This window comes from Streptomyces sp. NPDC005303, assembly GCF_040607335.1.
In the GTDB taxonomy this organism is placed as follows: domain Bacteria; phylum Actinomycetota; class Actinomycetes; order Streptomycetales; family Streptomycetaceae; genus Streptomyces.
In genome coordinates this window covers 120896-134378 of the sequence record NZ_JBEXGM010000003.1, presented here as the reverse complement: position 1 = coordinate 134378, position 13483 = coordinate 120896, and the positions used below count along the sequence as shown (strand labels likewise).

13 protein-coding genes are annotated in these 13483 nt (G+C 67.7%); 11 read left to right on the top strand and 2 right to left on the bottom strand.

The window, feature by feature from the left end:
- Window positions 1-35 precede the first annotated feature (35 nt).
- Together ABZT93_RS07045 and ABZT93_RS07040 are read left to right on the top strand one after the other, a co-directional pair.
- Complete coding sequence (locus tag ABZT93_RS07045) at window positions 36-938, top strand: tRNA (adenine-N1)-methyltransferase (protein ID WP_356100130.1); 903 nt, start codon at window positions 36-38, stop codon at window positions 936-938.
- A gap of 214 nt (window positions 939-1152) precedes the next feature.
- Window positions 1153-1731, top strand: a complete 579-nt coding sequence (locus ABZT93_RS07040; RefSeq protein ID WP_356100127.1) for a hypothetical protein — start codon at window positions 1153-1155, stop codon at window positions 1729-1731.
- A 57-nt stretch (window positions 1732-1788) separates the two neighbouring features.
- Here the strand turns inward: ABZT93_RS07040 and ABZT93_RS07035 are convergent, their stop codons facing one another.
- Window positions 1789-2094 carry a ferredoxin gene (locus ABZT93_RS07035; protein WP_356100124.1) on the bottom strand — a complete coding sequence of 102 codons (306 nt, stop codon included), beginning with the start codon at window positions 2092-2094 and terminating at the stop codon, window positions 1789-1791.
- Window positions 2095-2338: 244 nt separating this feature from the next.
- Between ABZT93_RS07035 and arc the strand changes: the two genes are divergently transcribed.
- The 6 genes from arc (at window position 2339) to prcA (ending at window position 8503) form a co-directional block, all read left to right on the top strand.
- On the top strand, window positions 2339-4105 hold the full coding sequence (arc, locus tag ABZT93_RS07030; RefSeq protein WP_356100121.1) for a proteasome ATPase: 1767 nt from the start codon (window positions 2339-2341) through the stop codon (window positions 4103-4105).
- A gap of 245 nt (window positions 4106-4350) precedes the next feature.
- Window positions 4351-5862, top strand: a complete 1512-nt coding sequence (gene dop, locus ABZT93_RS07025; RefSeq protein WP_356100118.1) for a depupylase/deamidase Dop — start codon at window positions 4351-4353, stop codon at window positions 5860-5862.
- Between the two features lie 155 nt (window positions 5863-6017).
- Window positions 6018-6236, top strand: a complete 219-nt coding sequence (locus ABZT93_RS07020) for a ubiquitin-like protein Pup (protein WP_007380863.1) — start codon at window positions 6018-6020, stop codon at window positions 6234-6236.
- A gap of 48 nt (window positions 6237-6284) precedes the next feature.
- A complete protein-coding gene (locus tag ABZT93_RS07015) occupies window positions 6285-6890 on the top strand; it encodes an endonuclease VII domain-containing protein (protein ID WP_356100115.1) in 606 nt (201 codons plus the stop codon).
- Window positions 6842-7687 (top strand): proteasome subunit beta, encoded by an 846-nt coding sequence (gene prcB / locus ABZT93_RS07010; RefSeq protein ID WP_329261561.1) that lies wholly within the window; start codon window positions 6842-6844, stop codon window positions 7685-7687. The genes ABZT93_RS07015 and prcB overlap by 49 nt, the downstream gene beginning before the upstream one ends.
- Before the next feature lie 60 nt (window positions 7688-7747).
- A complete protein-coding gene (prcA, locus tag ABZT93_RS07005; RefSeq protein WP_356100112.1) occupies window positions 7748-8503 on the top strand; it encodes a proteasome subunit alpha in 756 nt (251 codons plus the stop codon).
- Between the two features lie 69 nt (window positions 8504-8572).
- Here the strand turns inward: prcA and ABZT93_RS07000 are convergent, their stop codons facing one another.
- The gene (locus ABZT93_RS07000; protein ID WP_356100109.1) at window positions 8573-9589 is read right to left on the bottom strand and encodes a LacI family DNA-binding transcriptional regulator; all 1017 of its coding nucleotides are present in this window, start codon (window positions 9587-9589) and stop codon (window positions 8573-8575) included.
- Window positions 9590-9677: 88 nt separating this feature from the next.
- Between ABZT93_RS07000 and ABZT93_RS06995 the strand changes: the two genes are divergently transcribed.
- The 3 genes from ABZT93_RS06995 to ABZT93_RS06985 all read left to right on the top strand — a co-directional run bounded on the left by ABZT93_RS06995 (window position 9678) and on the right by ABZT93_RS06985 (window position 13440).
- A complete protein-coding gene (locus ABZT93_RS06995) occupies window positions 9678-10937 on the top strand; it encodes an MFS transporter (protein ID WP_356100106.1) in 1260 nt (419 codons plus the stop codon).
- A 9-nt stretch (window positions 10938-10946) separates the two neighbouring features.
- The gene (pafA, locus tag ABZT93_RS06990; protein ID WP_020117715.1) at window positions 10947-12308 is read left to right on the top strand and encodes a Pup--protein ligase; all 1362 of its coding nucleotides are present in this window, start codon (window positions 10947-10949) and stop codon (window positions 12306-12308) included.
- A 127-nt stretch (window positions 12309-12435) separates the two neighbouring features.
- Window positions 12436-13440, top strand: a complete 1005-nt coding sequence (locus ABZT93_RS06985) for an FKBP-type peptidyl-prolyl cis-trans isomerase (protein ID WP_356100104.1) — start codon at window positions 12436-12438, stop codon at window positions 13438-13440.
- Window positions 13441-13483: the final 43 nt, after the last annotated feature.

Genomic DNA, 13483 nt, shown 5'->3' with positions numbered 1-13483 from the left:
TCGGCGGCCCCGCCGCGGACCGGTAGGCTGTTCACATGTCCGAACCGACCGGTGCCGCCCGCAGGCGCGGGCCCTTCAAGGTCGGGGACCAGGTTCAGCTGACCGACCCCAAGGGCCGCCACTACACGTTCACGCTCGAAGAGGGAAAGAACTTCCACACCCACAAGGGTTCCTTCCCCCACGACGAGCTGATCGGCGCACCCGAGGGCAGCGTTGTCCGCACCACCGGTAACGTCGCCTATCTCGCGCTGCGCCCCCTGCTCCCCGACTACGTCCTGTCCATGCCCCGCGGCGCCGCCGTGGTCTACCCCAAGGACGCGGGGCAGATCCTCGCCTTCGCCGACATCTTCCCCGGCGCCCGCGTCGTGGAGGCAGGCGTCGGCTCCGGCTCGCTCAGCAGCTTCCTGCTGCGCGCCATCGGCGACCAGGGCATGCTGCACAGCTACGAGCGCCGCGAGGACTTCGCCGAGATCGCCCAGCAGAACGTGGAACGCTACTTCGGCGGCCCGCACCCCGCCTGGCAGCTCACCGTCGGCGACCTCCAGGACAACCTGTCCGACGCCGACGTCGACCGCGTCATCCTCGACATGCTCGCCCCCTGGGAATGCCTGGAGGCCGTCTCCAAGGCCCTCGTCCCCGGTGGCATCCTCTGCTGCTACGTCGCCACCACCACCCAGCTCGCCCGGACCGTCGAGTCCATCCGCGAGATCGGCTCCTTCAACGAGCCGACCTCCTGGGAGACGATGATCCGCAACTGGCATGTGGAAGGCCTGGCCGTCCGCCCGGACCACCGCATGATCGGCCACACCGGCTTCCTCCTCACCGCCCGCCGCCTCGCCGACGGCGTCGAGCCGCCCATGCGCCGCCGCCGCCCCGCCAAGGGCGCCTACGGCGAGGACTACACCGGCCCCAACGCCGACGGAGGCTCCGGCCGCTGAGGCGGCTCCGTGCCGCGGACAACGTACAGGCGTCGGGGTGGAGTTCCCGCAGACCAGGGGAACTCCACCCCGACGCTCTCTTGTTGAGACAGCGGCAGAACCCACCGCAGGGGAACCCGCCCAAGTACCCACCCCGCCGTTCCCCCCACCTGTGACGTGTGGCACCATGCTGGCCACCCCCCCACCGGCACAGCCCTCACAGGAGACGCTCCGAGTGCAGCAATCCGCCGTCCCGGAACTGGCACACACGCACACCCGCCCCATCCACTGGGTCGCCACCGCAACCGCCGTGGCGGGAGTGGTGGCCCTCTCCTCGGTCCTGCAGCCCAACCCCGCGACGGCGGCCCAGGCAGCCGGACCCGAAGCCAGAACCGCCCCGGCGGTCACGACGGCGCCCGACCCGGCGCACGTCCACTTCCCGATCGACTGCGGCCCGGTCAAGGCGAAGGTGCAGAAGCGGGTCTCCGGAGACCTCGACGGCGACGGACGGCCGGAAACAGTCGTCGTGGTGCACTGCGACGCACCCATGGGCACCCCGCCCGACGCCGTCTACGTCATCACACACGCGAAGGGCACCGGCGAACCCCGGGTCGTCGCCACCCTGCTGAGCCCGAAGACGCGCAACACCGTCACCGACTTCACACTGAGCGACGGCGCCGTCCTCGCGACCCTGCTCGGCTACTCCACGTCCGACGTACCCAGTTGCTGCCCGGACGTGAAGGACGAGGCGAAGTGGCAGTGGAAGGACGGCACGTTCATCCGCTCGACCCCCGCGGGTACGCACACCGTCTGACCGAAGCGATCACATCTGTGAGAAATCAGACAGCGGTCACGCAGGGTGTCTTTCCGGTCACTCCGCGTCCGGACCGTAGATCTCGACGCTGTCCGAAACTCGACGTACATGAATGCACTCGCCCGGACACTCCTTCGCCGAGTCGACCACATCCGTGAGAAGCGGCAGCGGTACGGGCGTTGTGGCGCCCCTGGCCTGCAGAAGCTCGTCGTCCGCGCCCTTCACATAGGCCAGACCGTCGATGTCCAGCTCGAACACCTCCGGCGCGTACTGGGCACAGATGCCGTCACCGGTACAGAGGTCCTGATCGATCCAGACCTCCAGGGTCTCGCCGCCGGCCCCGACCTCCTGCTGCACTCTCATCTCTCCTGCCGTTTATGTGCCGAGCTGAACGGGAATCCGGCCAGCTCTGACGGGTGTTGAACACTTCGACCCTACCTTCGGCAGCTTTCCAATCTTGTTCGGTGGGTATTCCCCTGGCGTGAGGGAGAGCGCAAGGGTGAAGATCGGACACACCTCGACAGTCTTTGTGATCTAGGGGTTTCAATCGACACCCACCCAGGTAGGGTCTGGAAGCGTCCAGCTCCCCTTGGAGGAGGTGAGGACCGTGGCAGCCCACGACGACGACATGAACCGCGGCATCCGCCCGGGACGAGGGTCCGACGACCCGTCCGGGCAGATTGCCTACCTTGAGCAGGAGATCGCCGTCCTGCGACGCAAGCTCGCCGACTCTCCGCGACACACGAGGATTCTCGAAGAGCGGATCGTCGAGCTGCAGACCAACCTGGCCGGCGTGTCCGCCCAGAACGAGCGACTCGCCAACACGCTCCGTGAGGCCCGCGACCAGATCGTGGCCCTCAAGGAGGAGGTCGACCGGCTCGCACAGCCCCCGGCAGGCTTCGGCGTCTTCCTCGAAGCGAACGAGGACGGCACCGCCGACATCTTCACCGGCGGCCGCAAACTGCGGGTGAACGTCAGCCCCAGCGTCGAACTCGAAGAGCTCCGACGCGGCCAGGAAGTGATGCTCAACGAAGCTCTCAACGTGGTCGAGGCCATGCGGTACGAGAGCGTCGGCGACATCGTCACCCTCAAGGAGATCCTCGAGGACGGCGAGCGCGCCCTGGTGCAGGGACACACGGACGAGGAACGGGTGGTACGGCTCGCCGAGCCGCTGCTGGACGTGACCATCCGCCCCGGCGACGCCCTGCTCCTCGAACCGCGCTCCGGCTACGTCTACGAGGTCGTTCCCAAGAGCGAGGTCGAGGAACTCGTCCTCGAAGAGGTCCCCGACATCGGCTACGAGCAGATCGGCGGACTCGGCGGCCAGATCGAGGCCATCCGGGACGCCGTCGAGCTCCCCTACCTCCACCCGGACCTGTTCAAGGAGCACGAACTGCGCCCACCCAAGGGCGTCCTGCTCTACGGACCCCCCGGATGCGGCAAGACGCTCATCGCCAAGGCCGTCGCCAACTCGCTGGCCAAGAAGGTCGCCGAGGTCACCGGCCAGGCCACCGGCAAGAGCTTCTTCCTCAACATCAAGGGCCCCGAACTCCTCAACAAGTACGTCGGCGAGACCGAGCGGCAGATCCGCCTCGTCTTCCAGCGTGCCCGTGAGAAGGCCAGCGAGGGCACACCCGTCATCGTCTTCTTCGACGAGATGGAATCCCTCTTCCGCACCCGCGGCTCCGGCGTCAGCTCCGACGTCGAGAACACCATCGTCCCGCAGCTCCTCGCCGAGATCGACGGCGTCGAAGGCCTGCAGAACGTGGTCGTCATCGGTGCCTCCAACCGCGAGGACATGATCGACCCCGCGATCCTGCGCCCCGGCCGCCTCGACGTGAAGATCAAGATCGAGCGGCCGGACGCCGAAGCCGCCAAGGACATCTTCGGCAAGTACCTCACCGAGCGCCTCCCCCTGCACTCCGACGACCTCGGCGAGCACGGCGGCAGCAAGGCCACCACCGTCCAGAGCATGATCCAGACGGCAGTGGAACACATGTACGCCGAATCCGAGGAAAACCGCTTCCTGGAAGTCACCTACGCCAACGGAGACAAGGAAGTCCTCTACTTCAAGGACTTCAACTCCGGCGCCATGATCGAGAACATCGTCGGCCGCGCCAAGAAGATGGCGATCAAGGACTTCCTCGACCACAACCAGAAGGGCCTCCGCGTCTCCCACCTCCTCCAGGCCTGCGTGGACGAGTTCAAGGAGAACGAAGACCTGCCCAACACCACCAACCCGGACGACTGGGCCCGCATCTCCGGCAAGAAGGGCGAACGGATCGTCTACATCCGCACCCTCATCACCGGAAAGCAGGGCGCCGACACCGGACGCTCCATCGACACGGTGGCGAACACCGGTCAGTACCTGTAAAAACAGGGCGGCTGCGGGTGCCCTCACCGGGGTACCCGCAGCCGACTGTTTTTCAGGCAACCAACCGGATCAAACGCGAGCAAGGCAATGACGCAAATGATCTCCCCACCAGCGCAGAGCCGTTCTAGGCTCATCGGTACCGCCGAGTCGCGCAGTGCGGGGACGGGCACCGCACACGCACCGGAGCGCCAGCGGTACTTGAGCGCCGCCCCCGACCGAGGGCGCCGCCGGGCAAGGAGGGCCGCATGACCGTACGGCGAGTAATGGGCATCGAGACGGAGTACGGGATCTCCGTCCCCGGCCACCCCAACGCCAATGCCATGCTCACCTCATCCCAGATCGTCAACGCCTACGCGGCGGCGATGCACCGGGCCCGCCGGGCCCGCTGGGACTTCGAGGAGGAGAATCCGCTGCGGGACGCGCGGGGCTTCGACCTCGCCCGCGAAGCCGCCGACTCCAGCCAGCTCACCGACGAGGACATCGGCCTCGCCAACGTCATCCTCACCAACGGCGCACGGCTCTACGTCGACCACGCACACCCCGAATACAGCTCCCCCGAGGTCACCAACCCCCGCGACGCCGTCCTCTGGGACAAGGCCGGCGAACGCATCATGGCCGAAGCCGCCGAACGCGCCGCCCAGCTCCCCGGCGCCCAGCCCATCCACCTCTACAAGAACAACACCGACAACAAGGGCGCCTCCTACGGCACACACGAGAACTACCTGATGAAGCGGGAAACCCCCTTCTCGGACATCGTGCGCCACCTCACGCCCTTCTTCGTCTCCCGCCAGGTCTTCGCAGGCGCAGGCCGCGTCGGCATCGGCCAGGACGGCCACGAACACGGCTTCCAGCTCAGCCAGCGCGCCGACTACTTCGAGGTCGAGGTAGGCCTCGAGACCACCCTCAAGCGCCCCATCATCAACACCCGCGACGAGCCCCACGCCGACGCCGAGAAATACCGCCGCCTCCACGTGATCATCGGCGACGCCAACCTCTCGGAGATCTCGACCTACCTGAAGCTCGGCACCACGGCCCTCGTCCTGTCGATGATCGAGGACGGCTTCATCGCCGTCGACCTCGCCGTCGACCAGCCGGTCCGCACCCTGCACCAGGTCTCCCACGACCCGACGCTCCAGCGCCTGGTCACCCTCCGCAGCGGCCGCACACTCACCGCGGTCCAGCTCCAGATGGAGTACTACGAACTCTCCCGCAAGTACGTCGAGGAACGCTTCGGCGCCGACGCGGACGACCAGACCAAGGACGTCCTCGCCCGCTGGGAGGACACGCTCAACCGCCTGGAACACGACCCCATGAGCCTCGCCGGCGAGCTCGACTGGGTCGCCAAGCGGGAACTCATGGACGGCTACCGGCGCCGTGACAGCCTCGACTGGGACGCGGCCAAGCTGCACCTCCTGGACCTCCAGTACGCCGACGTACGGGCCGACAAGGGCCTCTACAACCGTCTCGCGGCCCGCGGCCGCATCAAGCGCCTGCTGGACGAGAACGAGGTCGAGCGGGCCCGCACCAAGCCCCCCGAGGACACCCGCGCCTACTTCCGCGGCCGCTGCCTGGAGCAGTACGCCGACGACGTCGCCGCGGCCTCCTGGGACTCCGTGATCTTCGACCTCCCGGGCCGGGACTCGCTCCAGCGGGTCCCAACCCTCGAACCGCTTCGCGGAACGCGAAATCACGTCAAGGAGCTCCTGGACCGCTGCCGCACGGCAGAAGACCTGGTCAGGGTGTTGTCGGGCAACTGAACGGATACCCGGGCCGGGCCGCCCCACAGGGTGGAAAACCCGGCCAGAGGGAATCATCGAGATGGCCCCCGTACGTTGTAGGAACTGCGGGGCCGATGTCAGACCCTGCTTGTAGGGTCTGATCAAGAACGGCGAACCGAGCGGGGTGAGGGGTTATGGCGACCAAGGACACCGGCGGCGGACAGCAGAAGGCCACACGCAACACCGAGGAGGTCGAGGAGCAGACTGCGGAGACGCAGGGTTCCGAGGACCTCAAGGAACGCCAGGAGAAGCTGAGCGACGACGTCGACTCGGTCCTGGACGAGATCGACGACGTACTCGAGGAAAATGCCGAGGACTTCGTGCGCTCCTTCGTGCAAAAAGGCGGCGAGTAGAGGTCGATTGGCTACTTTGCCTTCGTTTTGAAGGTTGCGGGGGGATGGGTGGCCGAGGAACCGAGCAGCAAGGAATGCCGCAAATGTAGGCGGGATCTGTCTCTGGCGGCTTTTGCCCGGGACAAGAACCGGCGTGACGGCCTCCAGGTGCACTGTCGGGAGTGCGTGGCGCAGTACAGCGCCGCGCACTACCGGCGGCGCCGAGAGGCCATGGGTAAGTCGGTTCGGGAACACGTGGATGTCCCGGACGGACACAAGCTCTGCCGCACGTGCGGCGAAGTGAAGCCACACAGCGACTGGCATCGGAATTCCACCGCATCCGATGGCCTGTCTACACGCTGTAAGGCCTGTCGAGCAGTCCAGGGGCGGCAAGACCATCTCAAGCGCGAGTACGGCCTCACCGAAGCCGAGCGGGACGAGATGGTCGCCTCTCAGATGGGGCTCTGCGTGATCTGTCTGAAGGCTCCGCCCGTGCATGTGGATCATTGCCACAAGACGGGTAGGGTCCGAGGCGTACTGTGCTTCAACTGCAATTCGGCCATCGGCAAGTTGGGAGACGATCCCGACGCCGTCCGTCGGGCCGCCGCTTACCTGGAAGGAATCGCGTGGAAGCCAACACTCGTAGCACCGGGCGTCTACCAGCTGCCTTCCTGACGCCTGGGTCGTCGTCCTTCATGGACTTCCTGTCCGAGCACCAGCCGGAGATGCTGCCGGGCAACCGGCAACTGCCGCCCATGCAGGGCGTCATCGAGGCTCCGCACGGGACGACCATCGTGGCCGTCACCTTCCCGGGGGGCGTAGTGCTCGCCGGTGACCGTCGGGCGACCATGGGGAACGTCATCGCCCAGCGGGACATCGAGAAGGTGTTCCCGGCCGACGAGTACTCGGCCGTCGGGATCGCCGGCACCGCCGGTCTCGCCGTGGAGATGGTGAAGCTGTTCCAGCTGGAGCTGGAGCACTTCGAGAAGGTCGAGGGCGCCCAGCTGTCGCTGGAGGGCAAGGCGAACCGGCTGTCCACCATGATCCGTTCCAATCTCGGCATGGCGATGCAGGGGCTGGCCGTGGTGCCGCTGTTCGCGGGGTACGACGTGGACCGGGAGAGGGGGCGGATCTTCTCCTACGACGTCACCGGCGGCCGTTCCGAGGAGCACAACTTCGCCGCCACCGGCTCGGGCTCGGTCTTCGCCCGCGGTGCCATGAAGAAGCTCTTCCGTGGCGACCTGACCGAGGAGCAGGCCACCACTCTCGTGGTGCAGGCCCTGTATGACGCGGCTGACGACGACTCGGCGACCGGTGGTCCCGATGTCGCCCGCCGGATCTACCCGATCGTCACCGTGATCACCGAGGACGGCTTCCGTCGGCTCACCGACGAGGAGTCCTCCGAGATCGCCCGTTCGATTCTCGAGCGGCGGCTGGAGCAGCCCGACGGCCCGCGGGCCGCGCTGCTGTAGGCGCTTGTCGTCTTGTTCAAGGTGATCGCAGTGACTTCCACAGAAAGGGACGGATAACCGGTGTCGACGCCGTTCTATGTCTCCCCCCAGCAGGCGATGGCCGACCGGGCGGAGTACGCCCGCAAGGGCATCGCCCGTGGTCGCAGCCTGGTCGTGCTGCAGTATGCCGACGGCATCGTGTTCGTCGGCGAGAATCCGTCCCGCGCGCTGCACAAGTTCAGCGAGATCTATGACCGGATCGGCTTCGCGGCCGCCGGCAAGTACAACGAGTACGAGAACCTGCGGATCGGCGGCGTGCGCTATGCCGACCTGCGTGGTTACACCTATGACCGTGACGACGTGACCGCTCGTGGTCTCGCCAACGTGTACGCCCAGACGCTGGGCACGATCTTCTCCTCGGCCGGTGAGAAGCCGTACGAGGTGGAGCTGGTCGTGGCCGAGGTGGGTGAGACGCCGGACGGGGACCAGATCTACCGGTTGCCGCACGACGGTTCCATCGTGGACGAGCACGGCTCGGTCGCGGTGGGCGGCAATGCCGAGACGATCAGCAGCTATCTGGATCAGCGTCATCAGGACGGTATGAGTCTGGCGGAGGCGTTGAAGCTGGCCGTGCAGGCGTTGTCCCGGGACACGAACGGCAGTGAGCGGGAGATCCCCGCGGAGCGGCTGGAGGTCGCGGTGCTGGACCGTACGCGTCCGCAGAAGCGGAAGTTCAAGCGGATCGTGGGGCGTCAGCTGGGTCGGTTGCTGGAGGCCGGCGGTGCGTCCACCGAGGCGGAGAGTGCGGACGAGGCGGAGGGCTCCGAGGAGGAGTAGTCCGTCTGTCCTGCCAGACCTTCACCCTTTCTGTGCCCCGGCCGATCACCAGGCCGGGGCACAGGGCGTTCAGGAGGGGCTGGGTGGGGCTGTGGAGCCTCGTACGACCAGTTCGACGGGGATGTCTCCCGCGTCGGGTGTGCGGCCCTCCAGGACGGCCAGGAGGGCTTGCATGCCGCGTTCGCCGAACAGCTCGGCGTCCAGTCGTACGGTCGTGAGCTCGGGGTCGATTGCGGTGGCGAGGGCGAGGTCGTCCAGGCCGGTGACGGAGATGTCGTCGGGGACGCGGAGGCCGAGTCGTCGTGCGGCCTTGTAGGCGCCGGCGGCGAGTTTGTCGTCGTCGCAGACGAGGGCGGTGGGGCGGGGGCCGGGTGCGGCGAGGGCGGCCTCGGCGGCGGTCAGCGCGCCGTCGATCGAGATGGGCGCGTGGGCGGTGCGGACGGAGGTGCCGGGTACCGCGGCCAGCTGTGCGGCCAGTTCGCGCGCGCGTACCTCAAAGGTCCAGGACGGGATGTCGGCCGCGAGGTGCAGGAAGCGGCGGTGGCCGAGGTGCAGGAGGTGGGCGGCGACCTGGCGGATGCCGTCGGTGATGTCGAGGTTGACGGTGGCGGCGCCGAGGCTGCCGGAGGGGTCGCTGTCGAGCATGACGAGGGGGAGCTGGTCGCCGCGGATGGCGGTGAGGGCGTCGGCGGCCATGGAGGAGGCGATGACGCCGTCGAGGGCGGCCTGGGCGGAGGCGAAGGGGTCGCGGGCGGGGCCGATGCCTTCGGGGGAGGGGTAGAGGACGACGCCGAAGCCGTGGTCGGCGGCGACGCGCGCGGCGCCGGTGTAGACGCCGGCGAAGAACTCGGTGGTGAGGGCGGGGACGACGAGGAGGACCGTGCGGGTGTGGCCGAGGCGGAGGTTGCGGGCGGCGAGGTTGGGCCGGTAGCCGAGGTCGCGGGCGGCTTCCCGGACGCGTTCGGCGGTGGTCTCGGAGACGCGGCCGCGCCACTTGTCGCCGAGGACGAGGGAGACGGCGGCCTGGGACACTCCGGCCGCCTGTGCGACGTCGCGGCTGGTCGGTCGCGTGCTGCTGCGTGCCACCGTGGGTCCGCTCCTTCGTCTGGACGTCCGAACAGCGCACATGGTACGTATGGGAGGCGAAGTTATACGTATTACTTGGAGGCGGGACATGGCCGCGGGATACCTGGAGATCCTCAGGGCGAGGCATGCGGCACGCCTGCTGACGGGGACGCTGGTGGGCCGGCTGCCGAACGCCACCGCGGCGATCGCGATCGTGCTGTTCGTCCGTGCCCAGGGCGGCACGTACAGCCTCGCCGGAGTTCTGGCGGCCGTCTACGGGGTCGCCAACGCCGTGGGGCAGCCGGTGCTCGGGCGGCTCGTCGACCTGCACGGCCAGCCTCGTGTGCAGCTCCCGTCCGCCGTGCTGTCGGCTCTCGCGATGGCCGTGTTCGCCTTCACCGGCACCGATCCGCTTCCGCTCGCCTACGTGGCCGTGGCGGCCGCGGGCCTGTTCACGCCGCCGCTGGAGGGCGGCCTGCGCGCGCTGTGGCCGAGCGTGCTGCGCCGGGAGGACCAGGTGCACACGGCGTACGCCATGGACGCGGTGGCGCAGGAAGTCATGTTCACCGTGGGGCCGTTGCTGGTGACGCTGTGCGTGTCGCTGTGGTCGGCACAGGCGGCGCTGGTGGTGCTGAACGTCATCGGGGTCCTCGGGGCGCTCTCGGTCGTCCTGTCGCCGCCCTCGCGCACGTGGCGCTCCGGGCCGCGTGCGGCGCACTGGCTCGGTGCGCTGCGCTCGTCGGGGCTCCTGGCGCTGCTGGGCGCGTTCCTGTTCGTCGGGATGGCGCTCGGGTCCATCACGGTCGCGTCCGTGCCGTACGCGGACGAGCACGGCGGGGACGCGGTGTACGGCTGGCTGATGGCCGGGATCGGTCTCGGGGCCCTGGTGGGCGGCACGGTGTACGGGGCGCGGCAGTGGGCCGGTGAGCCCGCGCGGCGACTCCAGGTCCTGGTGGGCTTTCTGGCGGTGTGTTACCTGCCGCTGACGCTGATGCCGGGCGCGGTCGCCATGACGCTGCTGATGGTCCTCGCGGGTGTGTTTCTGGCGCCGGTGATCGCGTGTGCGTTCGTGCTGGTCGACCGGCACGCGCCGGCCGGGACGGTGACCGAGGCGTTCTCGTGGATCGTGACGACGTTCACGGTGGGCGCGTCGGTCGGAACGGGGCTCGCGGGCCCGGTCGTCGAGGGTGGCGGGGCCTTGTGGGGCTTCGCCGTGCCGGGTGTCGCGGGGGGTGTGTCGCTGGTGGTCCTGCTGGCCACCGGGCGGGTCCTCGCAGCTCCCGCCCGGCGGGCGGTGGTTGCGGCTTCATCGGAAAATGATCCAAACCGTGCTGCCGAACCCCGTTTCAGCTCGGGGGATCGGGCGTAATGTTCAGTCATGGACCGCCGCATTTTCGGGCTGGAGAACGAGTACGGCGTCACGTGTACGTTCAGGGGACAGCGACGCCTGTCTCCCGACGAGGTGGCGCGGTACCTCTTCCGCCGTGTCGTGTCATGGGGCCGCAGCAGTAATGTCTTTCTGCGAAACGGCGCACGCCTCTATCTCGACGTGGGCTCACATCCGGAATACGCGACACCCGAATGTGACAACGTGACCGAACTGGTCACCCACGACAAAGCGGGCGAGCGCATTCTCGAAGGACTCCTGGTGGACGCCGAACGACGCCTGCACGAGGAAGGAATCGCGGGCGACGTCTACCTCTTCAAGAACAACACGGACTCGGCCGGCAACTCCTACGGCTGCCACGAGAACTATCTCGTCGCGCGTCACGGGGAGTTCTCCCGGCTCGCGGACATTCTCATTCCGTTCCTGGTCACCAGGCAGCTTCTCTGTGGTGCCGGCAAGGTGCTGCAGACCCCGCGGGGCGCGGTGTACTGCGTCAGTCAGCGGGCCGAGCACATCTGGGAGGGCGTCTCCTCGGCGACGACGCGTTCCCGGCCCATCATCAACACCCGGGACGAACCGCACGCCGACGCCGAGCGCTACCGCCGCCTGCACGTCATCGTGGGCGACTCGAACATGTCCGAGACGACCATGCTGCTCAAGGTCGGCGCGACCGACCTGGTGCTGCGCATGATCGAGGCGGGCACCGTGATGCGCGACCTGACCCTGGAGAACCCGATCCGGGCGATCCGCGAGGTCAGCCATGACATCACCGGCCGGCGCAAGGTGCGTCTGGCCAGCGGCCGGGAGGCCTCCGCGCTGGAGGTGCAGCGCGAGTACTACGAGAAGGCCGTGGACTTCGTCGAGCGGCGTGGCATCCGTACCGGCACCGTCGACCAGGTCCTGGAGCTGTGGGGCCGGACGCTGGACGCGATCGAGGCGGAGGACCTCGACCGGATCGGCACCGAGATCGACTGGGTCATGAAGTACAAGCTCATCGAGCGGTACCGGGCCAAGCACAACATGACGATGTCCCACCCGCGGGTCGCGCAGATAGACCTCGCGTATCACGACATTCACCGCCGTCGTGGGCTCTACTACCTTCTGGAGAGGAAGGGCCAAGCCGCCCGTATCTGCAACGACTTGAAGATCTTCGAGGGCAAGTCCGTTCCGCCGCAGACCACTCGGGCCCGGCTGCGCGGTGACTTCATCCGCAGGGCTCAGGAACAGCGTCGGGACTTCACCGTCGACTGGGTCCACCTCAAGCTCAACGACCAGGCGCAGCGCACGGTGTTGTGCAAAGACCCGTTCCGATCGGTCGACGACCGGGTGGAGAAACTGATCGCCGGAATGTGAGCAAAGCGTTCCGCGGCACTGCCGGAACGCAACACGGGCGCCGTACGTTTCCCGTACGGCGCCCTTCTCACGCCGTAGAGTTGCGCGCACGCCATCAACAAGATCGACCGATTACGAGGCTCTCACCGTGCGCCGACGCTCCCTTCTCATCGCCGTTCCCGCAGGACTGGCCACACTCGCCGCATGCGGTGACGACAAGTCCGACTCGAGCAAGGCGAGCGACAGCGCGTCACCCTCGCCGTCGTCCTCGGCCTCCCAGGCGCCGCCGCCGAAGATCGTCGCCGGTCCGCTGCCGGCGATCACGGCGGGCACGAAGTTCGGTGAGAAGCCGACGGTCGCCAAGGGCACCGGTGACCCGTCGAAGGACCTCGCGGTCAAAACGGTCATCGCGGGCGGCGGCACCACCATCGCCGAGGGCGATTACATCCAGGCCCACTACCTGGGTCAGATCTGGAGCACGGCCAAGGTCTTCGACAACTCCTACGACCGTAAGACGGCGCTGGTCATCCAGCTCGCGCAGAACAGCATCATCGACGGCTGGCGGTACGCCCTGTCGGGCAAGAAGGCCGGCAGCCGGGTGCAGTTCTCCATCCCGCCCACCTGGGGGTACGGCAAGGAGGGCAACGCGCAGGCGGGCATCAAGGGCACCGACACGCTGGTGTTCGTCGTCGATGTGCAGGACACGTTCAACGCGAAGAGCTCCGCCAAGGGCAAGAACGTCGCGCAGAGTGACGCCAAGCTGCCCAAGGTCGGCACCAACACCGACGGCAAGGCCCCCTCGATCGAGATCCCCAAGGCGGACGCGCCCACCAAGCTGGTGTCGGAGTACGTCATCGAGGGTGACGGCGACGAGGTCGCGGCCGACAGCACGCTGCTCGTGCAGTACAAGGGCGTGGTGTGGGACTCGGGCAAGGAGTTCGACTCGACGTACAGCCGCAAGCAGCTGGCGTCGTTCTCGCTGCAGCAGGTCGTCAAGGGGTGGGCGCAGGGGCTGACCGGCAAGAAGGTCGGCAGCCGGGTGCTGATCTCCATTCCGCCGAAGCTGGGTTACGGCGACAACCCGCCGGCCGGCAGCGGTATCGAGAAGGACTCCACGCTGGTCTTCACCGTGGACATCCTCGCGAAGATGTGACGCACGGGGGGACATGCGCGCAGGTCTCCGTGACCGGGATGTA

What these genes read in the sequence shown, in the direction of transcription:
- ABZT93_RS07035 (WP_356100124.1), bottom strand. Translation starts at nt 2,094, where the DNA reads ATGAGAGTGCAGCAGGAGGTCGGGGCCGGCGGCGAGACCCTGGAGGTC.
- dop (WP_356100118.1), top strand. Translation starts at nt 4,351, where the DNA reads ATGACCGTACGGCGAGTAATGGGCATCGAGACGGAGTACGGGATCTCC.
- ABZT93_RS07045 (WP_356100130.1), top strand. Translation starts at nt 36, where the DNA reads ATGTCCGAACCGACCGGTGCCGCCCGCAGGCGCGGGCCCTTCAAGGTC.
- ABZT93_RS06995 (WP_356100106.1), top strand. Translation starts at nt 9,678, where the DNA reads ATGGCCGCGGGATACCTGGAGATCCTCAGGGCGAGGCATGCGGCACGC.
- ABZT93_RS07020 (WP_007380863.1), top strand. Translation starts at nt 6,018, where the DNA reads ATGGCGACCAAGGACACCGGCGGCGGACAGCAGAAGGCCACACGCAAC.
- pafA (WP_020117715.1), top strand. Translation starts at nt 10,947, where the DNA reads ATGGACCGCCGCATTTTCGGGCTGGAGAACGAGTACGGCGTCACGTGT.